Here is a 24,184-nt window from a genome sequence, read left to right on the forward strand (position 1 = left end):
TGTCTGCCGGTACCACCCTCCATTGTTACCAACCCCTGACAACGCCAGCGCGTTGCTTGCGCGCGCGTGGATCATGAAACTGGCTGTAAATTTAATAACGCAAGCCAGCTTATGAACCTGAATGAACTCTATCGCCTGATCTGTAACCTTGTCCGTATTGGTACGGTGACGGATGTTGATCTTGCTGCTGAGCCGCCAGTTGCGCGAGTCTCAACGGGAGAGAATACAACGGACTGGATTCGCTGGGCGGCTTTGCGCGCCGGAACGGCTGTTACATGGTGGGCACCTACGCCAGGCGAACAGGTGTTACTTTTTGCCCCATGCGGCGATCTGGAAAATGCCGTCATCATGGGCAGCTTGTACAGCGATAGCGTGAAGCCACCGGATAACGGTGAAACGTCAAATGTCACTTTGTACCCTGACGGGGCAAAGGTTCTGTATGACCCGGAAACCGGCGCACTGGCTGCTACTGGTATTAAGAGCGCAACCGTAGAGGCGTCTGACTCTATCGCCGCGACTGCCCCCAAAATGACCTGTACCGCAACAACCTCAATCACCCTTGATACGCCAGAAGTGATCTGCTCTAAAAAGCTCTCATGCTCCACGTTTGAGATGAAACAGGGCGGCAAGATGACCGGCAATGTTGAGCATAGCGGCGGCAGCTTTACATCAAATGGCGTTGTGGTGCATACCCACAAACATGGCGGCGTAGAACGTGGCGGAAGCCAGACGGACGGCCCACAATGACCAGTGCAAGATATCGCGGGATGAACGCCGAAACCGGCGAAACGCTCACCGATAACGAGCATATTTCTCAGTCCATCAATGACATTTTGTTAACGCCGGTTGGCTCTCGCGTTATGCGCCGTGCCTACGGCTCGCAGCTCAATAACCTGATTGACCAGCCAGGCAATGCCGTAACGCGCCTTCGCATTATGTCCGCGATATACAGCGCGCTTTTCCTTTGGGAGCCGCGTATCTCACTGACCAATATTGTACTGACGGAAACCGGGGCGGGGCAGATGATTGCCACCATCAAGGCCAGCCGTACCGATACCCAATCACCCTTTACCACGGACGTAACGATCGGCAGGCAGGTGCAGGCATGAGCGGAACAATCGATCTTTCACAATTACCGCCTCCGGTGGTGGTGGAGCCGCTGGACTTTGAAACGCTGTTCAATGAGCGTAAAGAGGCGTTTATCGCACTTTACCCGGAAGATGAGCAGGACGTTATCAGGCGCACCCTCTCGCTGGAATCTGAGCCGATCACCATGCTGCTGGAAGAAAACTGTTATCGCGAATTGTTGCTACGCCAGCGCGTGAACGAAGCAGCGCGCGCGGTAATGGTGGCGTACTCTGTGGGCAGTGATCTGGATCAGCTGGCGGCAAATTTCAACGTGGAGCGCCTGACCATCACGCCGGAAGATGACAGCGTTGTACCGCCTGTGCCTGCGGTGATGGAATCGGATGCCGATCTGCGCGTCCGCACTCCGCAGGCGTTTGAAGGGCTGAGCGTTGCCGGGCCAACGGCGGCATATGAATTTTTCGGCCTGTCTGCTGATGGGCGCGTTGCTGATGTATCTGCCGTAAGCCCAACGCCTGCCTGCGTCACCATCTCTGTGCTTTCCCGCGAGGGTGACGGTACCGCCAGCCAGGAGTTGATCGATATCGTTGCCAGCGCGCTGAATGGCGAAGAGGTGCGCCCGGTTGCCGATCGCGTGACCGTGCAGGCGGCGGAGATCGTGCCTTATGAGATTGATGCCACGCTGTATATCTATCCGGGGCCGGAGTCGGAACCCATCCGCCAGGCATCTGAGCAGAAGTTACAGGCGTACATAGCCGATCAGCGTCGCCTGGGGCGTGATATCCGGCTGTCTGCCATTTATGCCGCGCTGCACGTTGAAGGAGTCCAGCGGGTGGAGCTGGCCCAGCCGGTGGCGGATATGGTGCTTGATGATACTCAGGCGTCCCACTGTACCGGCTACACCATAACCGTTGGGGGGTACGATGAGTAAAACCCTCACGCCGCCCAGCTCAACGCGCCTTGAGCGTGTCGCCGCCCGTGTTTGCGCCTCTCTGGGGGAAGTGCGGGTACCGCTGCGTCAGCTCTGGGATCCGTATACCTGCCCGGTTGATCTGCTGCCCTATCTGGCGTGGGCTTTCTCCGTTGATAGATGGGATGAGAACTGGCCCCAGACAACGAAGCGTAAGGCGATAGCTGATGCGTTTTACCTGCACCGCTACAAAGGCACCACCGGAGCAATGCGCCGCGTTGTGGAGCCGTTTGGGTACTTCATCCGGGTTAACGAGTGGTGGAACATTGATACCGACCCAGGCACGTTTACGCTGGATATCGGCGTTGAAGACGAAGGCATCAGCGAAGAAACCTATCAGGAGCTTGAGCGGCTGATCGCTGACGTTAAACCGTGTAGCCGTCACATGCTGGGCATGAGCCTGCACTTACAGACTACCGGCCCCCTTTATGTTGGTGCGTCTGCCTATCTGGGCGACACGCTAACCGTGTACCCCTATTTCCCCGAAACCATTTCAGTTGGCGGTGAGGAGTATGTGGGTAGTGCAATTCATTTGATTGATACTGTGGAGATCTCACCAAGTGGCAACTAAATATTATGCCCTGCTAACCAATGTCGGGGCCGCGAAGCTGGCGAACGCCACGGCATTGGGTGAACAGGTTGAAATTACTCAGATGGCGGTAGGGGATGGCAACGGCGCACTGCCGACGCCAAACCCTGCGCAGACCGCGCTTGTACATGAGCTGCGCCGCGCGCCGCTCAACACGCTGACCATTGACCCGGTAAACACCAACCAGATTATTGCTGAGCAGGTGATCCAGGAAGACGTGGGCGGGTGGTGGATCCGTGAGATTGGGCTATATGACAGCGACGGCGATTTGATTGCCATTGCCAACTGTGCGGAAACTTATAAACCGTTATTGCAGGAAGGTAGCGGGCGTGTGCAGGTAATTCGCGTCATTCTGATCGTCAGTAGCACTCAGGCGGTAACGCTTAAGATTGATCCATCTGTGGTACTTGCAACCCGGCAGTATGTTGACGACCAGATAATCCAGGTTAAAGCCTACGTTGATCAGCAACTGGCGGCGCATATTGCAGCCAGTGACCCGCATCAGCAATATCTGCTTGAGGCGGATATTGATAAATATATCCCCGCTGGTTTTCCTCTCCCATGGCCTGCGGCAACGCCGCCAACAGGATGGCTAAAATGCAACGGAGCGGCATTCGATAAAGCAAAGTATCCGAAACTGGCGGTAATTTATCCTACTGGCAGCTTGCCAGATCTTCGCGGTGAGTTTCTGCGTGGCTGGGATGATGGGCGTGGTGTTGATAGTGGGAGGGCTTTACTGTCAACGCAGGGGCACGGTATCCCTAAAATTTATGGTTATTTTCAGACCTATGATGTTGAGGGTGATGAAGCGCCAACAGGGCCATTTACTCAAGGCGATATGGGAACCACAAAATTAGTTGGAGGAGGGGCGTCAGGCCATGATGAACGCATCTTTTTTGACTCTACCAGAATTATTCCTGATGCCGCAGAAGTCAGACCGAGAAGCACCGCATTTAACTACATTGTGAGGGCAGCATAATGACGCAGGCAAAATTAAACAGTGAGTTTGTTGCTACCGTTGCGGGGGATATCACCGTATTTAATTACGATAGCAAAACTCATGAGTACATTTCTTCATCAGAAGAATATCTGGCGGTAGGTGTTGGCCTGCCTGCCAACTCATGCACTGACGCGCCAACAGAAGAGAAGGCCGGTTATGCCATTTGCCGGACAGCAGAATTATCAGGATGGGAATACATTATTGATCATCGTGGTGAAGATGTTTTCAGTACGGAAACGGGGGAGCCTGTTGCCATCACATCACTGGGCGATTACCCAGAAAATACCACCACGCAGGCACCTGCCACACCATACGATTCGTGGAACGGCAGCAAATGGGTGACGGATACGGAAGCGCAGCACACGGCAGACGTGGAGGCAGCAGAGCAGCAGAAAACGGCCCTACTGGCAGATGCTCAGGCAACAATCAGCCTTTGGCAAACTGAGTTACAGCTAGGCATCATCAGCGATGAAGATAAAGCCAGCCTGATAGCCTGGATAAACTACATCAAAGCGGTGCAGGCTGTAGACACGTCAACCGCGCCAGATATTGAATGGCCTGACAAGCCATAAAACTACCGAGATTCGTCTTAAAGGCTGGATTAACCAGCCTTTTTTATTGGCGCGGATCACGTTACCCGTCACCTAAAGCCAATTTTTAACGGTAGATGGTAACTTTAGCTCAGGTTATAATTAGGTTAATGAGTTCATGACTTTTAACGAGAGGCAAAATTGAAAAGGGTCTTTTGGCTGGATGCTGCGAGAGCGATAGCAATTATTCTTGTGGTTTTTACACATGCTCATGAGAGGGCTGGGATCCAAAGCGAGATGCTAAGGAGTGTTTTTTACAGTATCGATCGTTTGGGTGTGCCGCTGTTTTTTATGATTTCAGGCGGTCTAATATTGCCTAAATTAGTTAACTGTGACCTGCTAGACTTTTATAAAAAAAGGGTGCCTCAATTTATTATATTGTTGGTTGTTTGGTCGGTGGTTACGAACTGCATAAAGTATTATGTAGATGGAGGTGGCGTTTGGGATTCATTAAAAACAGCATTCGTCAATAACAATGGGGTCTATCCCAGCAATTATGGCGGCGCATCTCAAATGTGGTTCTTGTATTCAATAACTCAGCTATATCTAGTCGCGCCATTTTTAGCCAAGATGCTTCATAAGGCATCAAACAGAGAGATAATGGTATTTCTTCTTGTATGCGTTATTTTCAACCAGTTTAAGCATACGGCAACCTTCTTTGGTGGTGATTGGGGTGCTCTGCATCGAATGGGCGCAGACTTAACTGGCCCGTATCTTATCTTTTTTGTTCTGGGCTATCTGATAATTGAGCGATCAGTATGGTGCGGTAAAACAATAAAGCACTTTACAGCTTATGCTTTAATAGCAATGGTTCCTGTAATTTCATTGGTGCTAATAGATCACTGGAGCGGTAAAGTTAATGATGGGTTGCACTGGTATAGTGGTTCATTGTTTATTGTTATATCTGGAATTGGGTTACTGTTGCTTATCAAATGGTTATTTGAGAATGCCAGCAGCAGAATTTTAAGTTTTGTTAGCAAGTGTTCTTTTGGTATCTATTTAACACATTATGCTTTTATTTATGTGTCCCAAGGGATTATGAGAGGGCACCTTTCAGGAATGAGCGACATTGAGCGGATGATGGTTTATTTTACATTTTCGTTCTTTGCGGGAGCGCTGCTTACTTCCGTTATGATGCGAACAAAAATTACTAAGTATCTGGTAGCTTAAAGAGCTATAGCCGGGATTGAAGGGTATCAACCCCGGCGAAGCAGAAGCACCGCCATAAGTGACGGTGCTCGATGATTTCGGTACCACACTGCCAACAATGAACGTGTTGGCCATAAAAAATAAAGTTAGAAATTCACTCCTGCTTTCACCATAGACAGCACATCATCATTGGTGATTTCCGCCAGCTTCTCCCTGATATCTTCGCTGACCTTTTTCAGGCTGAGGGTAAAATCAATCTTCCGCGCTTTCCCGTCCTGAAAGAACTCAGTGCGATTTTGGGTTAACCCGTCGATCACGTACATCCCGTAAATCTTGCCGGTGCCTTCAATCAGGGGCCAGGCTCTGCCGGTATATGCCATTGTCTCCAGCGTGGTGAGTGACACATCGCCGCCGCTGATTTCCGGGTACAGTGTACCGGAGAGGGTGATCGGCTCTTCATCCGGGCCTATGTACTGATAGCGCGGGGATTTCCCCACGCGATCGTTTTTGACGTGTCGCCATGTATTCGACTGGTTCGACGTCTGGTAGGGCGTCGTTTGCAGCGCAAACGGAAACATGCCCAATATCATCATCATGGCTTTGCCCCTTATTCATGGTCGGTCAGTTGCGAGCGTTTGCGCCGCGCGGCCTGCTGCTGGGCAACGGTGAACTCTTCGCGGATGCGCCGGACAAGTTTTTGTTCATCCATCTGGCCCGCGTCGTTGATATTGATCTCAAAGTTAAACACGTCGCCGCCAGGCATCAGCGCCGCGACGGAAGCCGCAGACGGAACCGCCGACACTGGCGAACGGGCGGCAGGTTGCTGAACGCTGTACGGCAGCACCGAAGAAACGAGCGCACCAGCCTGCTGCTGCATCCATGCGGTGAGTGATGGCACCTGCCGCTGAACCTGCTGCACCGGTTCGGCATACCCTCCACGGATAGGAATGTACGGCTGTTTATTTTTGAAGACGATTTCACCGGGGCCGTCTTTCTTCTCTGCCGTGTTGCTGGCAATTTTATCCAGGCTACCGCTGATCTTCGGTGCGAGGTTCGCCGGGCCTTTCAGGTTATTGGCAAGCGCCTGTTGCTGCTGGCTCTGTTCCGTTTTCCGCTTCTGCTCCTTCTTCTCTTCCTCCTTCTTCGATTGCGCGGTGACGGCTTTCAGATCCCCGGCGAGCGTATCCGCCAGCCCGGTAAGTTTCTTCTGCGTGTTCACCTGCTCAACGGCTTTTTTGGCCCGCTCTGCCTGATCGGGGATTAGGCCCAGCTTTTCCAGCACCAGATCCAGACCTTTCCAGAGCTGTTCAACGGGCCATAGAACCAGTGAAATGGCATCACCCACAATCTTGCCGAAGGACTCCCCGGCACTGGTGCAGGATTTCAGCGCCTCAGTGGAGAACTGGATCGGTTCAAACAGCTTTGTAAACCAGTCCCATACCGAACTGAGCGCTGAGATGATGGCGTCAAATATGGGTACCAGCGGCGAGAATACGGCAGAGACGATAGAAAAGATCGGCTGTAGCCCCTGCATCAGGCCGGTAAAGAACCCGCTGAAAAACGCCTTGATAGGTTGCCAGAACTGGATGATCGCAATAGCGACGCCAGCAAACAGGGCAATCAGACCCCAGACAGGGGCAGAGATACCCGCCAGCAGCGTGATCAGGGGGCCAAAGACCGCACGACCGGCAGTAAGCAGCGCCTGCATAGGTGAACCCGCCAGCCACTGAAACGCGCCGCCCAGCCGGGTGATGCTGGTCAGCAGTTTGGCGATCCCGCCTTCGCCTGCCAGCGTGGTAAAACTCAGGCGTACAAGCGCCATCGGGCCGAGTATTGCGCCCAGCGCCAGCATAAGCGACCCCAGCACCGTGAGAATGGCACCAATCGCGGCGACGGTCTTCATGATGGCGGCAACCAGTGCCGGGTTGGCTTCAATCCAGCTCCGGATTGATTGCAGGACGCCGCCGACTGATTTCATAATCGCCATCATTGGCCCGCGCATGGTTTCGCCCAGCGCGCTGAAATTGTTGCCAAACTCAGCTTTGGTTATCTGCCACTGTGATGAGAGGGAATCTTTATCGATATCGGATTCCCGCTTCATGGAGCCTTTCGACGCGGTACCGTGGGTTAATTCGAGTTGCCTGCGCAGCTCAGGCAGGTTATTGGCGACTTTGGAAACCGCCATTGCATATTCATCACCAAAGAGCTGAGTAAGCACGTTCATTTGCTTATCTGGTTCCAGCTTTTTGGTGGCTTCCATTACCGCCATAATGGTGCCCATCGCGTCTTTTGCCATGTTCTTCTGCACCTTCTCGGCGCTCAGCCCCAGCGCGTCCAGACCTTCCATAAAGCGATCTGGTTGCACCATTGCGTTACCCAGCTCGCGCACCATCGCTTTAACAGCGGTGCCCGCTGTTTCTGACTGCTCACCAAGGCTCAGGAACGTGGAGCCAAGTGCCGCCGCATTCTGATAGCCGAGCTGGTCGGCTGCACCACCCACACGCTGCAACACGTCGATAATGTCAGAGCCTTTGGATTTGGCGTTATCGTCCAGATAGTTGATGACGTCGCCCAGATTGCCAATATCCTGAATGGGGATTTTATACAGACCGGCGATTTTACCCAGGCTTTCCGACAGCTGATCGGCAGGCAGCTCAAACGCCTTTGAGGCCATGGCGGCGGTGTTGGCAAAATCCAGTAGATCCTTCTTCTGCTTCTGCCATGGATCATCGCTGTTAGCCACGCCCATACGCGCGCCACCCTCTACCAGTGCGGCATAGTCAACGGCCCCGTTGGGCATTGGCAAATTTTCGGCGGCGTCTTTGATAGCGTTTTGCATCTCAGCAAACTGAGCGGTGCGGTTGCCGTCATCATCGCGCAGGCCATTCACCTGTTTGGATACGCCCTTCATGGCATCTTCCAGGCTGCTGTAACTCTTGATGGCGGCTGCTACGGGGGCAAGTACCGCCGCGCCGGTCGCTGCGGTCTTCATGCCTGAACTTTGCAGCTTCTCGCCGGTTTCCTTGGCGCGGGCATAGCGGGCCTGCGCCTGAGTGACAGACTCAAGCCGACGCTGCTGCTCAGTAAGTTGGCGATTGTACTGCGCGGTGCGCTGGCTGATTTGTTCCGTTGCCCGGCTGGTACTGCTGATCGCAATCCCTTCGCTGTAGAAGCTGGCGCGCAACTGGTTGAGCTGGGCCTGTTCCGTTTTCTGCTGGGCTGTCAGGTTGCGGATCGCTGCCCGCTGCTGATTGAGGGCGGTAACTTGCTCAGCGCTGCGCTGGCGTAGCGGGCCGAATGCCGCCGCCATTTCACGTGCCTGCGTCTTTGCCTGAGCCAGTTGATCGGTGGTCTTCTTATTGGCTGCGGTCAGCCGGTCAAAGCTGGAAGCCTGACGCTCAAGCCCTTTGATGCTGCTTTGCGTCTGCTTGATTTCAGAGGCCAGCGCGGCGGCACTCTGGCGCGCCGCACTGACAGGGCGGGACATATTATTCAGGGCGCTGAAAGCAACCTGAATATTTAATTTGCGGTCTGCCATTTATTGATCTCCGCCACTGCGCGCAGCGGCTTGATCACGCCATAACAGAAGTTCCTCTACCGTCATGGCGTCCATCTCCGCTGGTCGCCAGTGGAAAATGACGGCGATATCCGCCATTAAGTTTTCTATGCGTTCGCAGGGGCATCGGATGACGCGCTGCCCGTATCCGTCCCGCTCTGATCCGAAGGTGGCTGCAAAAAATCAACCACCGCATTGGCGAGCTGGCAGAAGTCCCACGTATCCATGCGGGCGATTTCGTCAGCGGTCAGCGCCGGGGCGGTAACGCGGGGCAGCAGAACAACTAGCGCATCATAATTCGACGTCAGAACGTCATAGACTTTTAAGCCACGCAGCGATCCGGCCTGCTTTAAGACTGGCGTGATCGTGATTTCACTGATTGCCGTCTTGCCGCGAACGATAGGCGCATTGAGCGTTACAACTTCTTTACCGGTTACTTTGGTCATGGTGCGTTAATTCCTTATAAGCCAATGTTAGCGCGGTGTTTTTCCATCATGTCAACGCCGCCAACTTTGTAGATCATATTGAGCACATCAACTTCAATGATTTCTTCGCCGTTGATGGTCAGCTTGTAATAGGTATTTTTCAGGGTGTACTTATGAGAAGTGTCATCCCCGGTTTTGGACGTACCCGGATCCATCTCCGTGAAGCGTCCGCGCGTCTGGATTTCTACGGGTACCGCTTCGCCGGTTGAATCATCCTGGTAAGACCCGGCATAGCGCGTTTGCATACCATCGGCGGTGGCGATGCCCCATTTTTTCAGCAGCCCCGCATCCATGCCGCCAAGGGTGATATCCATATCCAGCGCCCCGGCATCAAAGCCGAGATCAACCGCGACAGAACCAGGCATACCACCGGCCTGATAATCCTCGGTCTTGCGGGTTAACTTCGCCGGGGTGATTTCCGGCACCATGCCGAAATAGTTATCCCCATCAAAGAACATGTTGAAGTATTTAAGTTTTTTAGGCAGAGCCATACGCGCCCCCGGTTAGTTATTCACTGCGCTGGAAAACGTAGCGAAGTATTCATCAGTGAACTCCTGCACCAGGCTGAGATTTTCCAGCGGCGGGACAGGCGTGTAGTTGTATTTGATGGTGAGCTGCCCGTTGCGCAGCGTTTCGCTGGTATTCGGTTCAGGGTCATACCAGCAGCGCGCGCCCAGCAGCTTGCCCGCCGTCACATAGGACGTCAGCTTGCGGTTGATACCGTCAACGATATCTTTCACCAGCGACGGGGTGAGCGGCTTATCAACATAGGAGAAATGCGCTTCTGCCACGGTATCCGCCACAATCTGAGCGGTACGGGTGTAGCTCTCAAAAATGTAGGTTTCTTCGTCGCAGGTTCGCGATCCCCAGATGCGATAGCCATCCTGTTTGATCAGGGTGGTGACGCCTGCCGCGTTTAGCTCGTCCGCGTCGGTGTCGGTTCCCTGTAAGGTGAAATAGATATCGCGATCCATCCCCAGCACGTTATTCACCGGCACGTTGGAAATGGTTTTGTGCCAACCCTGCGTTGCGTCGATTTTGGCGCGCATTCCTACCGCATGAGCACCCACCGGCACGGTGGCGTTTGCTCCCGCGTTGGTGTCGTAGCAAATGAAGTTAGGCCAGATCACCATCATTTCACGCTGGGCAAACTGCTCCCGGTATTCCTTCGCCTCTGCAATGGTGTTGCAGCCATTTGCAGACACATAAGCAAAGGCGCGCAGCTTCTCAGCCATTACACCGAGCTGCGCCGCCACTGGCTGAGTATCAAGGCCGGGAACGGCAAGCACACGCGGACGGACGCCAACACGCATCTCCGCAGATAGCAGTGCATACATGCCGGTGAAAAGCCCCGTTTCTGGGTCAGTACCGCCAATGACCAGCTGATCCTGAGTCGGAGCCGTACCACCTTCAGGGGGTACGATTTTGGACGCATCAGCCACGCGGATCACAATGGTCTGCGGGCTGGTCTGGTCTGAAATAGCTTTCAGGGTGGTGAACAGGGTGCCGGTTTTGCCTGCCTTGCCCAGCATGTTAGCCACGCGGGTAATAAGTACAGGGGTATCCAGCGGGAACGCTTCTTCGTCTGCATCGTCAGCGATACAAACGACGCCGATAACCGCCGAATCAATATCGGTGATCATCGTGCTCAGATCGGTGGTTTCCGTGACGGTTACACCGTGATGGTAATTTGTGGCCATGTAGTTGCCTCGCCAGGTCAATGATTGCCACTTATCATTGCGACAATTGCCAGCCGGTGCGAGAGGTGGGCGTTGTCAGCAGACCGCAACAACAGCCCCGCGTTGTCTGTACGCGCGCGCGTGGCGACGATGGTACCCTCACCAATGAGGGAACCAATAAGATGTTGGATGATGAAGCGCGTTATTCGCCCCGCCCGGCGTTCAGTATTCAGATTGAGGGCAAGCAGCTCACCGCGCTGGATGACCGTTTGATCTCGTTGTCGCTGACGGACAATCGGGGATTTGAAGCGGATACGCTTGATCTCACGCTGGACGATTCAGACGGGCAGATCGTGATGCCATCGCGCGGCGCTAAGATTTCCGTTTTGCTGGGCTGGGATAATGACCCGCTGGTATTTAAAGGGCTGTACACCGTTGATGAGGTTGCGCACCGTGGCCCGCCTGACCAGCTCACCATCAGCGCCCGCAGCGCAGACTTTCGCGACACGTTCAACGTGAAGCGTGAATACTCCTGGCACGATATTACCGTTGGTGATGTGGTTGCCAGTATCGCCAGCCGGTACGACCTGCGCGCCGGGGTAAGCGAGGAGCTGGCGAAGATTGAGATCGATCACGCTGACCAAACCAGTGAATCAGATATCAGTTTTCTCACCAGAATGGCGGATATGCTGGGTGCTGTTGCTACCGTTAAAAACGGCATGTTGCTGTTCATCACGCCGGGGCAGGGCGTAACCCAGAGCGGTAAACCTTTACCGGCGATCAGCATCGTGCGGGCCAGCGGCGACAAGCATAGTTTTAGCATTGCCGATCGTGACGCTTATACCGGCGTTACCGCTTACTGGCTGGATCTGAATTTCGGTAAGAAACCCGCCACCACGGTACAGACAAACACCCGCAGACGTCGAAGGACAACCCAGCCGAAGAAGCCAAAAGAACCAGTCTCAAGCAGCAAGGAAGGGGATTACATGGCAGGCGCGGAAGGTAACGTATTCGTGATCCGCAAGACGTTTAAAACGGAGAAGGCAGCGAAGCGGGCAGCAGCGGCGAAGTGGAGCCAGTTACAGCGTGGCGCGGCGTCATTCTCCATCACGCTGGCGCGGGGCCGGGCGGATTTGTACCCGGAACAACCGGCAAGCGTATCGGGCTTTAAGTCCACGATTGATAATGGTTACTGGACGATTACCCGATGTGTGCATGATATCGGCAGCGGCGGCTTTACCACCTCGCTGGAGCTGGAAGTTAAGATTGATGAGTGGACGGCTGAGGCGGGTGACGAATCAACGGGTTAAGCGTTATACTTGACGTGATATTAACCAGCCCAGAGGAGGCCCGCGTATGGCAATGCGCTGTCCTCGCTGCCGTGCAGTTGCGAAAACTCGTACCAGTGTAGAGTTGAGTGATTTAGTGCGACGCAGTTATCACCAGTGTCAAAATATGTTGTGCGGCTACTGCTTTACCAGCATGACGCAAATAGACGAATCATTAAACCAGACTCAACCAGTCCCCGGCGCGGTGGTTCCACAAGATGTTTTCCCACGAAGTCACCACGGCGAAGATCAGTTAAGCTTGATACTTTAGTCACTTAGAAATAGCGGTCTTGATATCACATCAGGCCGCTTTTTTGTCGAAGTGTAGTCAAAATGTAGACGATGTTTAGAATAAATCCTTTTATTCCAGTTTGTTACGTGCGGGATATCTTCACCATCCCTGTCTTCCCCCACATGATGTGGGGGTTTTTTTTGCCCTTTGATACGTAACTCTTTATTTTTCAATTCGTTATTTTATCTGATGCAGGATTTATTCCCTCATTCTCATCGGCAGGAAACCATTTTATGTGTTGCATGCAACTTAGAGATGATATTCAAGATGCGAGTTCCCGTTGTTGTGGCTTATGAGCGATGAAGCGACTCTCAACATATTTGTACATGACTGGTGCAATAATCCCTGATGCAATAATTGCACATGCCTGCCATAGATAATTCCCAGCGCTGTATAAATAGTGTTTAGACACGGTTTGAGTAATACCATGTACTAAATAGAGAGAAAAACTACAGGTTCCTAACATAGTAACTGGCAGTGAAGTCAATAGACCAAAGTAGTCACAACCGCTCTTAATTGTGTAGAATATGATAAACATGTAGAGTGGTGTTGTTGTATTATAAGCATGTTTTGTGAAAAATAATGCGACGAATAATAAGAGTAAACAAACTACATCCGATGGTCGTTTGTTGCTCTTGATTGTTGCGATAAGGAATCCAGTCAAAAAATACATTAAATAGCTAAGGAATTGTTCCTGGTTGATGAAGTATTTATAACTCAGGACAAGAACCATTAAAAAAATAATAAATATTTTTTTGTATTCTATCTTTTTCATTATTAGATATAAAAAAGGAATAGCAATGTAGAGGCGTAGCTCCCAGACTAATGTCCAGAAGACGCCTGAAGTCGCTATCTGCAACGATATGCCGTTGATGTTAGCTCCGGGTGCATCAAAGATAAATGGCAGCGACGGGACTAACCAACTCGTTATTGGCGTATGGTGTAATGGGTTCATTATTAACGTTATTAAATAAATCAATAATAACGTCACAATAACTGGAGGGTAAATTCTTAAACAACGGGAAATGAAAAATTCTTTAACATTAAATGTTGGGGCTAATGCTTTGCGAAAAAAAAGAAAGGCCGAAAGTATAAAAAAGATACCGACTGAAAGTTCACCTGTGAGAAAAATAATTCGCTTAATATTGCTTGCCGTAATATAATCAAGGGACCAGTAATTGTCGAATTCTCCTCCCGCCCTCCAGTATAAATGAAATATTGCAACGAGTGCTGCACAGATTCCTCGTAATCCGTCGAGAGCGGCAAATTTATGTTTTGCTGGTGTAATTCCAAGCAACTTGGATGTGATGAAGATGGTTAATACTAATAAGCTGATGTAAGTAGCGTACTCAATTAAATAAGACATTTTATTGTTTTCAATAATATTTTTCGACATATTATCATTTTTTAAATGTCAAGTGAATCACCAATCACCAATCACTTACACCATCCGTTATACTACCGGCATGAGATGGCAGGAGTGTTTATGAATCAATCCTATGGGCGGTTAGTCAGTCGGGCGGCCATTGCCGCGACAGTGATGGCGTCGCTGTTACTTTTGATCAAAATTTTTGCGTGGTGGTACACCGGGTCGGTGAGTATTCTGGCGGCACTGGTCGACTCGCTGGTGGATATCGCCGCGTCGCTCACTAACCTGTTAGTGGTGCGCTATTCGCTGCAGCCAGCGGATGATGAACATACCTTTGGTCACGGCAAGGCGGAATCCCTGGCCGCGCTGGCGCAAAGTATGTTTATTTCCGGTTCGGCGCTGTTTTTGTTTTTAACCGGTATTCAGCATCTGATTTCACCTACCCCGATGAACGATCCTGGCGTGGGGGTTGTGGTTACCATTATCGCCCTGATATGTACTGTAGTGCTGGTCTCGTTTCAGCGCTGGGTGGTGAAACGGACGCAAAGTCAGGCGGTGCGGGCAGATATGCTTCATTATCAGTCTGATGTTATGATGAACGGTGCTATTCTCGTGGCGCTCGGTCTGGCCTGGTACGGCTGGCATCGTGCGGACGCGTTGTTTGCATTGGGGATTGGCATCTATATTTTATATAGTGCATTACGCATGGGCTATGATGCAGTGCAGTCGTTACTGGATCGTGCATTACCCGATGAAGAACGTCAGGAAATTTTTGAAATCGTGAAATCATGGCCCGGCGTCAGTGGTGCTCACGATCTCCGTACGCGGCAGTCAGGGCCGACCCGCTTTATTCAGATTCATTTGGAAATGGAAGATAATCTGCCGCTCGTTCAGGCGCATGTTGTGGCTGAACAGGTAGAGCAGGCGATTTTACGGCGTTTTCCGGGATCCGATGTCATTATCCATCAGGACCCGTGTTCTGTCGTCCCCAGGGAAGGCAAAAGGTTTGAGCTTTCGTAAGTGAGCGTAAAAAAGAGAGCCAGGCCCGCATTTTGTGTATAAATTACCGCCATTTGGCCTGACCTGAATCAATTCAGCAGGAAGTGATTGTTATACTATTTGCATATTCGTTGGATCGTCTCGCTATGCAGGATCGACTTCCGGCAACAGACTTCATTTTGCATTCCAAAGTTCAGAGGTAGTCATGATTAAGAAAATCGGTGTGTTGACAAGCGGCGGTGATGCGCCGGGCATGAACGCAGCAATCCGTGGTGTGGTGCGCGCAGCACTGACGGAAGGACTGGAAGTCATGGGTGTTTATGATGGCTACCTGGGTCTGTACGAAGACCGTATGGTGCAGCTTGACCGTTACAGCGTGTCCGACATGATTAACCGCGGTGGTACCTTCCTGGGTTCCGCACGCTTCCCGGAGTTCCGTGACGAAAACGTCCGCGCCGTGGCTATCGAAAACCTGAAAAAACGCGGTATCGACGCGCTGGTGGTGATCGGCGGTGACGGTTCTTACATGGGTGCAAAACGCCTGACTGAAATGGGCTTCCCGTGCATCGGTTTGCCTGGCACCATCGATAACGATATCAAAGGCACCGACTACACCATTGGTTACTTTACGGCGCTGGGCACCGTGGTTGAAGCGATTGACCGTCTGCGCGATACCTCATCTTCTCACCAGCGTATTTCTATCGTTGAAGTGATGGGCCGTTACTGTGGCGACCTGACTCTGGCAGCGGCGATTGCGGGTGGTTGTGAGTTCGTTGTGGTACCGGAAGTGGAATTCAGCCGGGACGATCTGGTCAATGAAATCAAAGCGGGCATCGCGAAGGGCAAGAAGCACGCTATCGTGGCGATCACTGAGCACATGTGCGACGTAGACGAACTGGCGCATTACATCGAGAAAGAGACGGGCCGTGAAACCCGTGCGACCGTACTGGGCCACATCCAGCGCGGCGGTTCTCCGGTGCCTTACGACCGCATCCTGGCTTCCCGTATGGGTTCTTACGCCATTGAACTGCTGCTGGAAGGTCACGGTGGTCGTTGCGTCGGTATTCAGAACGAAAAACTGGTTCACCATGACATCATCGACGCTATCGAAAACATGCAGCGTCCGTTCAAAGGTGACTGGCTGGATTGCGCGAAGAAACTGTACTGATTCTTCTCTGCGCCTGATGGCACTACGCTTATCCGGCCTACAGATCGCAAAGACGTGTAGGCCGGATAAGGCGTCAGTCGCCATCCGGCATAAGCCCTTCATATATTCCCTCAAGTTATAGCCAATCTTTTTTTATTCTTTAATGTTTGGATTTCTTTCTGGCACGCTTTGCTCATCACAACACAACATAAGAGAGTTGGGCGATGAACAAATGGGGCGTGGGGTTAACTTTGCTGCTGGCATCCAGCGGCGTTCTGGCAAAGGATATTCAATTACTGAACGTGTCTTACGATCCAACGCGTGAGCTGTACGAGCAGTACAACAAAGCGTTTAGCGCACACTGGAAGCAAGAGACGGGCGATAACGTGGTGATTCGTCAGTCGCACGGCGGGTCGGGCAAACAGGCCACCTCGGTGATTAACGGTATCGAAGCGGATGTGGTGACGCTGGCGCTGGCCTATGATGTTGATGCGATTGCCGAGCGCGGTCGTATTGATAAAAACTGGATCAAACGCCTGCCTGACAACTCTGCGCCTTATACCTCCACCATTGTGTTCCTGGTTCGCAAAGGCAACCCGAAGCAAATTCATGACTGGAACGATCTGGTTAAACCTGGCGTCTCTGTGATCACCCCTAACCCGAAAAGTTCCGGCGGCGCTCGCTGGAACTACCTGGCGGCGTGGGGCTATGCGCTGCACCATAACAACGGCGATCAGGCGAAAGCCCAGGATTTCGTGAAGGCGCTGTTTAAAAACGTTGAAGTGCTGGACTCCGGCGCGCGCGGCTCCACCAATACCTTCGTGGAACGCGGCATCGGCGACGTGCTGATCGCCTGGGAGAACGAAGCGCTGCTGGCGACCAATGAACTGGGCAAAGATAAGTTCGAAATCGTGACGCCGAGCGAATCCATTCTGGCTGAGCCAACGGTCTCCGTCGTGGATAAAGTGACCGAGAAGAAAGGTACCCAGGCCGTGGCGGAAGCCTACCTGAAGTATCTCTACTCACCGGAAGGTCAGGAGATCGCGGCGAAAAACTACTACCGTCCGCGCGATGCAGAAGTGGCGAAGAAATACGAAAATGCGTTTCCGAAACTGAAGCTCTTCACCATTGATGAGGTGTTCGGCGGCTGGACGAAAGCGCAGAAAGAACATTTCTCGAACGGCGGAACGTTCGATCAGATCAGCAAGCGTTAAGCGCGGATCGCAGAAGAGGCCCGGGGCATTTGCCGCCGGGCTTTTTTTATTTGTCATGATTTTGCGTTACTCTTGCAGGTCGTTGAGATACAGGGAACGCGTTATGAAAAAAACTGGCTATGGGCTACTGGCCGCTGTCGTTATTGTTGCGGCAGCCGGTTTTGGCTACTGGAAGCTGGCCGGAAACCCGGATGCGTTGCGTAAGATTGTCCTTGAGCAATGTCTGCCCAATCAGTTGCAGCATCAAAACCCTGCGCCATGCGCCGAAGTGAAGCCCGGTGCCGGATACGTGGTCTTCAAAGACCGCAATGGCCCGCTGCAATATCTGCTGATGCCGACTTACCGCATTAACGGCACCGAGAGTCCGCTACTGGTGGAACAATTCACGCCGAATTTTTTCTGGCTGGCCTGGCAATCTCGCGACTTTATGAGCAAGACGTATGGTCAGGATATTCCGGACAGCGTCGTTTCGCTGGCAATTAATTCACGCAGCGGACGGACGCAAAATCATTTCCACATCCATATCTCCTGCCTGCGTCCTGATGTCAGAGCACAACTGGACGCTAATCAGGCCAAAATCAGCACCCGCTGGTTGCCGCTGCCGGGCGGACTGCGCGGACACGAATATCTTGCCCGTCGCGTGACGGAAAGCGAACTGGCGCAGCGCAGTCCGTTTATGATGCTGGCAGAAGAGGTGCCGGAGGCGCGCGAGCGGATGGGGAGCTACGCGTTGGCGTTGGCGCGCCAAAGCGATGACGCTTTTGTTCTGTTGGCGACACAGCGCAACTGGCTGACGTTTAACCGGGCGTCGGCGGAAGAAATCCAGGATCACGACTGCTCACTGCTCACCCAACCCTGAACGCGGTCCCACTAGGCTGTCGGCGTTTTTTTGCACAACCTCTCACTTCAGGCCAGCGATGATGTATCGTTGGTTAAATTAATGTGAAATCGATCAAAAGATATAAAGGTATACCTTTATATCTTTTGTGATTCCATTACACTCCCTCATAACGCCTGACCCTGACTGCCCGGATCATGCGTTAATCATAAAAGCTTTTATTTCACGTAGTTACGTCATCCTTTTTTCGACATTCTTGTGCCCAACGGCGCAAAAGGAATACCGATATGAAATTGTCTATCGTGGAAAAAATAGGTTTCGGCGCCGGGGATATGGCGATCAACGTAGTGATTATTGCCATGCAGCTACTGCTGGCATATTTCTACACCGATATTTACGGTTTACGTGCAGCAGATGTGGGTGTGCTGCTGGTGGTTGTGCGGATGATCGATGCCATTATCGATCCGGCAATGGGAATGCTGACCGATAAAGTCTCGACCCGCTGGGGGCGATATCGTCCGTGGTTGTTATGGTTTGCCATTCCGTTTGGTTTCGCCGTCTATCTGATGTTTATCACGCCGGATATGGCGTATACGGCGAAGCTGGCGTGGGCCTATTTTACTTACATCCTGATGACGCTGGTCTATACGGCGATCACCATCCCTTATATCTCTCTGATTGGCGTCATCACGGACGATCCGGGCGAGCGGTTGAGCGCCAACGGGTATCGTTTTGTGATGACTAAAATCGCCGCGTTTCTGGTGACGATTGTGGTTCCCATGCTGGCAGTCTGGCTGGGGCAGGGCAATAAAGCGCTGGGTTATCAGCTCTCTATGGGGTTGATGGGCGCGATGGGCGCAGTGCTGTTTATCTTCTGCTTTATGACCACCCGCGAACGCAGCGAGCCTGAACTGCCGTCACTGTCGGTAAAACAGCAGTTCGCCAATCTGCTGCGCAACGACCAGTGGCTGATTCTGGGCGTGGTGATTATGTTGCTGATGTGCGGCTACGTGATCCGTGGTTCGGTTGCCGCCTATTACGCCAAATATTATCTGAATGGTGGTGACAGCATGATTTCACCGTTCCTGACCGTCGGCGTTGTGGCATCTATTCTGGCGATGATTGCGACCACATGGGTGACCAAGTTCTGGGACAAAATAAAAATGTTCCGCTACACCCAACTGATGACCTTCGTGCTGAGTATCGCCATGTACTTCTGCGTCGGGCAGCAAAACCTGATCCTCGCCTTTATCTTTTACTTTCTCATCAACTTCTTCTGCGACATGCAAATGCCGGTGTTCTGGTCTTCCATCGCGGAGGCGGTCGATTACGGCGAGAAGAAAACCGGGCTGCGCGTCTCCGGACTGGCTTTTGGCGGCATTCTGTTCTTTCAGAAATTCGGCATGGGGATTGCCGGCGGCGTCCTCGGCTTCCTGCTGAGCCACTTCGGCTACCAGGCGGATGTCCAACAGAGCGCGAGTTCGCTGGCAGGAATTGCACTGATGATGACGCTCATCCCCGCCATCTTCCATCTGGTGGTTGGCGTCGTGATGAAAAAGTATCTGATCAACAACGATTATTACCGCGATATCCAGCGTGAACTGGCACAGCGTCAGGCGTGAGGAGGAGCAAATGAATCATCTCAATAAAGTCTGGGTGATTGGCGATGCGTCCGTGGATCTGGTGCCGGAAAGAACGGACTCTTACCTGAAATGTCCGGGCGGGGCATCGGCTAACGTCGCCGTTTGCGTCGCACGACTGGGAGGCGACTGCGGATTTATCGGCTGCCTTGGAGAGGATGATGCCGGGCATTTCCTTCGTCAGACGCTGGCAGACAACGGAGTGGACGTGAGTTCGCTACGCCTCGACCCGCAGCAAACCAGCGCGGTGCTGGTCGTTAATCTGACGCCAGAAGGTGAACGCAGTTTTACCTATCTGGTGCATCCCGGCGCGGACACCTTTGTCTCCGTGCAGGATTTACCGGCCTTCAGCGCTAACGAGTGGTTTTACTTCAGCTCGATTGGCCTGACCGACAGTCCGGCGCGCGAGGCGTGTCTGGAAGGTGCCAGACGCATGAAGGCGGCGGGCGGGCACGTTATGTTCGACGTCAACCTGCGCGTCAGCATGTGGCGGGATCGTCATGAAATCGCCCCCTTACTCGCACAGTCCATTGCGCTGGCCTCTATCTGCAAGGTCTCTGCCGATGAGTTGTGTTGGCTGGGTAAGGTCGAGCGCTGGCAGGACGCACGTTATCTGATGCGTGAACTCGGCTGCGATACCACCGTTATCTCACTGGGCGATGCGGGCGCGTATCTGGTGACGCCAGAGGGCGAATGCGCGTTCCCGACTGCGAAAATTTCCGTGGTGGACACCACCGGGGCAGGCGATGCCTTTGTTGGTGGGCTGCTCTATACCCTTTCACAGGCCGCTAACTGGGATAGCCGCCTGCTTGCTCAGGCGATTGGCACGGCCAACGCCTGTGGCGCGATGGTGGTCACGGCAAAAGGGGCAATGACCGCGCTGCCCTACCCGGAACAGCTCGCTGCCTTTCGCGTCAGTCATCCGCTGGAAAAATTATGCTAAACCGTTAAGGAGTCATTCATGCACGTTGAAATTAACAAAATACTGGGCTGCCTGATTGGTGCCGCTGCGGCGGACGCGATGGGCGCGGCGACCGAAGTGCGCACTCAGCAACAGATTCGCGAATACTTTGGTGGTTGGGTGACCGGTTTTGAGAAACCGCCCGCCGATACGTTTGGTCGCTGTAATGAGGCCGGAATGTGTACCGATGACTTTATTCAGGCGAAGTACATCATGGACGCCCTGTTACAGCATCATCGTCAGGTGAGCGATGAGGCGATGCGTGAAGCCTTTCAGCGCTGGCTGGCCTATCCGTATTATGCCAATTTTACCGGGCCAACAACCCGGGCCGCGATGAAAGCCATTTTTAACGATAACCGTGCGTCCCTGCAGGGGGAACTGGAAGGGGAGAAGCAGTCGGTACAGATTATCAACAAAGGCAATGCGGAAGCCACCAACGGCGCGGCAATGAAGATTTGGCCTGCCGCCGTATTGCATCCTGGCGATATTGAAAAAGCGATTCAGACTGCGCTGGATATCTGCCGTTTTACCCACAACAACGTGCTGGCAATGTCTGGTGCTGCGGCGATGGCGGCGGCGACCAGCGAAGCGCTACAGCCTGTGGCGAGTGCGGAAAGCATCATTGCGGCCGGGATTTACGGTGCCGACCGGGGCTATGCGCTGGCGGCAGAACAGGGCGCGATGATGGTCGCCGGGCCGTCGGTGGGGCGTCGTATCGAACTGGCGGTGGCGATCGGCAAACGCCACGCCCATTGGGAGACGGCGATTGTCGACATCGCCGATATCATTGGTTCCGGGCTGCACGTCAGCGAAGCCGTTCCGGCGGCGTTTGGTTTGTTCGCATGTTGTCCGAATTCTGCCGTTGATGCTATTATTTCCGCCGTTAATATCGGCAATGACACCGATACCGTCGCCACCATGGTTGGGGCACTCTCCGGCGCCTGGCACGGTGCTGATGCTTTTCCTGCCGACTATTTAACTACCGTTAATCGTATGAATCATTTCGATTTGGCTGAACTCGCCAGACAGATTAAAGGGTAGTGCGCTGCCCTGCGGGGGCGGCGACAACCGTCCCCGACTGGCAGACTTTCGAGGTAAATGGCTTGCAGGTTGATAAAACGAGTTTCACTCCGCTGTATAAGCAGTTGTTTTATATCATCTGCCAGCAGATCCAGAACGGCACCCTGCCGCTGGGGAGTCAGTTGCCTACGCAAAAAGCGATCGCGCAAACCTACAACGTGTCGCTGATCGTCGTGAAGCAGGCGTGGAGTGAGTTAATCAACGCCGGTGTGATTACCTCCCAGCGCGGAAGCGGTTCTGTGGTGAGCGCGGTGCCGGAAGGCGTCAGCTATGGCCATACCTTTCGCGGGATCACCAGCGATCTGCGTGATGCCAGCGTGGCGGTTGAGAACCGCATTCTGGAGATCGCCACACGCCGGGCGCGCGACGCGCAGGAAGATGGTTTAAGCCTGCCGACCCATCATCACTATCTCTATATTTCTCGGGTGCGATACCTGAATAATCGCCCGTTTAACCACGAGAAAATTTATCTCGATCTCTCCTTCTTCCCGGGGTTAACGCTGACGGCGGATGAACTGGCCCATACCTCGCTTTATCACCTGTTGAATGTCAAAAGCGACTCGGCCATCGAAAAGGTCGATGCCATTCTGCCCAGTCCCGATCTCTGCGAGAAGCTACAGATTGCTGAGAACAAACCGCTCCTTTCCGTGGCGCGCCAGACATTTATGGCGGGGGAAGAGCACCCCTTTGAGTATTGCCGCTACTATGTGCTGTCTGACTACTTTGGCGAAATCCATTATCACTAACCCTCTGCTTTTTTAGGGGAAGACGCGCGTTTACAGAAGGGAGATGCCCCCGTATTCTTGTTGAAAAAAACAACAGGAGACAGGCATGTCGCTCTGGTTTTCACACCCTCTGTTTCTGCCCTCGCTGGTGGTGGTGGTCACCATCCTGCTCTGGGCGACCTCGCTATTGCCGGAATTTATCACCGCGCTGCTGTTTTTCACCGTGGCGATGGTGGCGAAAATCGCCCCACCGGACGTCATCTTTGGCGGTTTTGCCTCGTCGGCGTTCTGGCTGGTATTCAGCGGCTTCGTGCTGGGCGTGGCGATCCGCAAAACCGGACTGGCAGACAGGGCGGCAAGAGCGCTGTCCTCACGGCTAACGGAATCCTGGCCGCTGATGGTCTCAAGCGTGGTACTGCTGAGCTATGCGCTGGCGTTTGTGATGCCCTCCAATATGGGACGAATCGCGCTGCTAATGCCCGTCGTTGCCGCGATGGCGAAACGTGCCGGGATCCTCGATGGCACTCGCGCGTGGTATGGACTGGCGCTTGCCGTGGGCTTTGGCACCTTCCAGCTCTCCGCCACTATTCTGCCTGCCAACGTACCGAACCTTGTGATGAGCGGGGCGGCGGAAGGGTCGTACGGTATTCACCTGAACTATTTGCCTTACCTGCTGCTGCATACGCCGGTATTAGGCTGGCTGAAAGGCGGGTTGTTGATTGCGCTGATCTGCGGGCTGTTCCCCGGGAAACCCCATGCGCCGCGTGAACTCACGCCGCCGGAACCGATGAGCCGCGACGAAAAACGACTGGCCTGGATGCTGGCAGTGGTGCTGGTGATGTGGGTCAGCGAAAGCTGGCATGGCATTGGCCCGGCATGGACTGGACTGGCGGCGGCGGTCATCACCCTGTTACCGCGCGTCGGGTTTATCAACGGAGAGGAGTTTTCCACGGGGGTTAACATCCGCACCTGCATTTATGTTGCCGGTATTCTTGGACTGGCGAGCGTGGTGACGCAAACCGGCATTGGCGATGCGGTCGGTGAGGCGCTGCTGCACGTGATGCCGCTGGACCCGGAGAAACCGTTCACCAGTTTTCTCGCCCTGACCGGCATCACCACCGCACTTAACTTTATCATGACCGCTAACGGCGTTCCGGCGCTGTATACCACCCTGGCGCAGAGCTTTTCTGAGGCAACGCAATTCCCACTGCTGTCGGTGATTATGATTCAGGTGCTGGGCTACTCAACGCCGCTGTTGCCGTATCAGGCATCGCCTATTGTGGTGGCGATGGCGCTGGGAAGAGTGCCGGCGAGAGCCGGGATGTTGCTGTGCCTGGTGCTGGCGGTGGCGACGTATCTGGTCCTGCTGCCACTGGACTATGCGTGGTTTAATCTATTAGGCAAATTGTAGTGTTAATTACCTGATAATTTTGGTTTTGTGAGAGGGCGGTGAGTTTTACCGGCACGAATGACGGTTAATATCGAAA

Annotated in this window: 25 protein-coding genes; 18 read left to right on the forward strand and 7 right to left on the reverse strand. The window is 53.3% G+C overall.

All coding sequences use genetic code 11. From position 1 onward, the window contains the following. The first annotated feature begins 111 nt into the window (after positions 1–111). The 7 genes from GBC03_05630 to GBC03_05660 all read left to right on the forward strand — a co-directional run bounded on the left by GBC03_05630 (position 112) and on the right by GBC03_05660 (position 5,405). Entirely contained in the window at positions 112–747 is a 636-nt protein-coding gene (locus GBC03_05630; GenBank protein QFS69725.1) for a phage baseplate assembly protein V, read from the forward strand. Then, a complete protein-coding gene (locus tag GBC03_05635) occupies positions 744–1,109 on the forward strand; it encodes a baseplate assembly protein (protein QFS69726.1) in 366 nt (121 codons plus the stop codon). Before GBC03_05630 ends, GBC03_05635 begins: the two co-directional genes overlap by 4 nt. Further along, a complete protein-coding gene (locus GBC03_05640) occupies positions 1,106–2,017 on the forward strand; it encodes a baseplate assembly protein (GenBank protein ID QFS69727.1) in 912 nt (303 codons plus the stop codon). The genes GBC03_05635 and GBC03_05640 overlap by 4 nt, the downstream gene beginning before the upstream one ends. Beyond that, entirely contained in the window at positions 2,010–2,627 is a 618-nt protein-coding gene (locus GBC03_05645) for a phage tail protein I (protein ID QFS69728.1), read from the forward strand. The genes GBC03_05640 and GBC03_05645 overlap by 8 nt, the downstream gene beginning before the upstream one ends. Beyond that, positions 2,617–3,624: a phage tail protein gene (locus GBC03_05650; protein ID QFS69729.1), complete on the forward strand. Its 1,008-nt coding sequence runs from the start codon at positions 2,617–2,619 to the stop codon at positions 3,622–3,624. The genes GBC03_05645 and GBC03_05650 overlap by 11 nt, the downstream gene beginning before the upstream one ends. Beyond that, positions 3,624–4,217, forward strand: a complete 594-nt coding sequence (locus GBC03_05655; protein ID QFS69730.1) for a tail fiber assembly protein — start codon at positions 3,624–3,626, stop codon at positions 4,215–4,217. The genes GBC03_05650 and GBC03_05655 overlap by 1 nt, the downstream gene beginning before the upstream one ends. A 159-nt stretch (positions 4,218–4,376) precedes the next feature. Continuing rightward, on the forward strand, positions 4,377–5,405 hold the full coding sequence (locus GBC03_05660; protein ID QFS69731.1) for an acyltransferase family protein: 1,029 nt from the start codon (positions 4,377–4,379) through the stop codon (positions 5,403–5,405). A 125-nt stretch (positions 5,406–5,530) separates the two neighbouring features. Here GBC03_05660 and GBC03_05665 read toward each other — a convergent pair whose 3' ends face one another. From GBC03_05665 to GBC03_05690, 6 genes are read right to left on the reverse strand one after another with little or no spacing between them, the layout of a single operon-like run. After that, the gene (locus tag GBC03_05665; GenBank protein ID QFS69732.1) at positions 5,531–5,980 is read right to left on the reverse strand and encodes an oxidoreductase; all 450 of its coding nucleotides are present in this window, start codon (positions 5,978–5,980) and stop codon (positions 5,531–5,533) included. Positions 5,981–5,991: 11 nt separating this feature from the next. Continuing rightward, positions 5,992–8,922: a phage tail tape measure protein gene (locus GBC03_05670; GenBank protein QFS69733.1), complete on the reverse strand. Its 2,931-nt coding sequence runs from the start codon at positions 8,920–8,922 to the stop codon at positions 5,992–5,994. Beyond that, positions 8,923–9,039, reverse strand: coding sequence for a GpE family phage tail protein (locus GBC03_05675; protein QFS69734.1), 117 nt, complete (start codon positions 9,037–9,039; stop codon positions 8,923–8,925). An 8-nt stretch (positions 9,040–9,047) separates the two neighbouring features. Continuing rightward, complete coding sequence (locus GBC03_05680) at positions 9,048–9,386, reverse strand: phage tail assembly protein (GenBank protein QFS69735.1); 339 nt, start codon at positions 9,384–9,386, stop codon at positions 9,048–9,050. Positions 9,387–9,400: 14 nt separating this feature from the next. After that, positions 9,401–9,916, reverse strand: a complete 516-nt coding sequence (locus tag GBC03_05685; protein ID QFS69736.1) for a phage major tail tube protein — start codon at positions 9,914–9,916, stop codon at positions 9,401–9,403. A gap of 12 nt (positions 9,917–9,928) precedes the next feature. After that, complete coding sequence (locus tag GBC03_05690) at positions 9,929–11,125, reverse strand: phage tail protein (GenBank protein QFS69737.1); 1,197 nt, start codon at positions 11,123–11,125, stop codon at positions 9,929–9,931. Between the two features lie 161 nt (positions 11,126–11,286). Between GBC03_05690 and GBC03_05695 the strand changes: the two genes are divergently transcribed. Then, on the forward strand, positions 11,287–12,414 hold the full coding sequence (locus GBC03_05695; GenBank protein ID QFS73923.1) for a phage late control D family protein: 1,128 nt from the start codon (positions 11,287–11,289) through the stop codon (positions 12,412–12,414). A gap of 46 nt (positions 12,415–12,460) precedes the next feature. Then, complete coding sequence (locus tag GBC03_05700) at positions 12,461–12,703, forward strand: hypothetical protein (GenBank protein QFS69738.1); 243 nt, start codon at positions 12,461–12,463, stop codon at positions 12,701–12,703. Positions 12,704–12,986: 283 nt separating this feature from the next. Here the strand turns inward: GBC03_05700 and GBC03_05705 are convergent, their stop codons facing one another. Further along, the gene (locus GBC03_05705; GenBank protein QFS69739.1) at positions 12,987–14,120 is read right to left on the reverse strand and encodes an acyltransferase family protein; all 1,134 of its coding nucleotides are present in this window, start codon (positions 14,118–14,120) and stop codon (positions 12,987–12,989) included. A 90-nt stretch (positions 14,121–14,210) separates the two neighbouring features. Here GBC03_05705 and fieF point away from each other — a divergent pair, with 90 nt between their 5' ends. The 9 genes from fieF (at position 14,211) to GBC03_05750 (ending at position 24,108) form a co-directional block, all read left to right on the forward strand. Continuing rightward, positions 14,211–15,113: a CDF family cation-efflux transporter FieF gene (fieF, locus tag GBC03_05710; GenBank protein ID QFS69740.1), complete on the forward strand. Its 903-nt coding sequence runs from the start codon at positions 14,211–14,213 to the stop codon at positions 15,111–15,113. 184 nt (positions 15,114–15,297) lie between these two features. After that, positions 15,298–16,260 carry a 6-phosphofructokinase gene (gene pfkA, locus GBC03_05715; protein ID QFS69741.1) on the forward strand — a complete coding sequence of 321 codons (963 nt, stop codon included), beginning with the start codon at positions 15,298–15,300 and terminating at the stop codon, positions 16,258–16,260. Positions 16,261–16,463: 203 nt separating this feature from the next. Further along, on the forward strand, positions 16,464–17,453 hold the full coding sequence (locus GBC03_05720) for a sulfate ABC transporter substrate-binding protein (GenBank protein ID QFS69742.1): 990 nt from the start codon (positions 16,464–16,466) through the stop codon (positions 17,451–17,453). Positions 17,454–17,556: 103 nt separating this feature from the next. Next, positions 17,557–18,312: a CDP-diacylglycerol diphosphatase gene (locus GBC03_05725; GenBank protein QFS69743.1), complete on the forward strand. Its 756-nt coding sequence runs from the start codon at positions 17,557–17,559 to the stop codon at positions 18,310–18,312. Between the two features lie 266 nt (positions 18,313–18,578). Beyond that, positions 18,579–19,913, forward strand: coding sequence for an MFS transporter (locus tag GBC03_05730; GenBank protein QFS69744.1), 1,335 nt, complete (start codon positions 18,579–18,581; stop codon positions 19,911–19,913). A gap of 10 nt (positions 19,914–19,923) precedes the next feature. Further along, on the forward strand, positions 19,924–20,874 hold the full coding sequence (locus GBC03_05735; GenBank protein ID QFS69745.1) for an aminoimidazole riboside kinase: 951 nt from the start codon (positions 19,924–19,926) through the stop codon (positions 20,872–20,874). 18 nt (positions 20,875–20,892) lie between these two features. Next, the gene (locus tag GBC03_05740) at positions 20,893–21,933 is read left to right on the forward strand and encodes an ADP-ribosylglycohydrolase family protein (GenBank protein QFS69746.1); all 1,041 of its coding nucleotides are present in this window, start codon (positions 20,893–20,895) and stop codon (positions 21,931–21,933) included. A 62-nt stretch (positions 21,934–21,995) separates the two neighbouring features. Beyond that, positions 21,996–22,718 carry a UTRA domain-containing protein gene (locus tag GBC03_05745; protein ID QFS69747.1) on the forward strand — a complete coding sequence of 241 codons (723 nt, stop codon included), beginning with the start codon at positions 21,996–21,998 and terminating at the stop codon, positions 22,716–22,718. Positions 22,719–22,803: 85 nt separating this feature from the next. Then, positions 22,804–24,108, forward strand: coding sequence for a citrate transporter (locus tag GBC03_05750; GenBank protein QFS69748.1), 1,305 nt, complete (start codon positions 22,804–22,806; stop codon positions 24,106–24,108). Positions 24,109–24,184: the final 76 nt, after the last annotated feature.

It is taken from the genome of Citrobacter telavivensis (assembly GCA_009363175.1).
Taxonomy (GTDB): domain Bacteria; phylum Pseudomonadota; class Gammaproteobacteria; order Enterobacterales; family Enterobacteriaceae; genus Citrobacter_A; species Citrobacter_A telavivensis.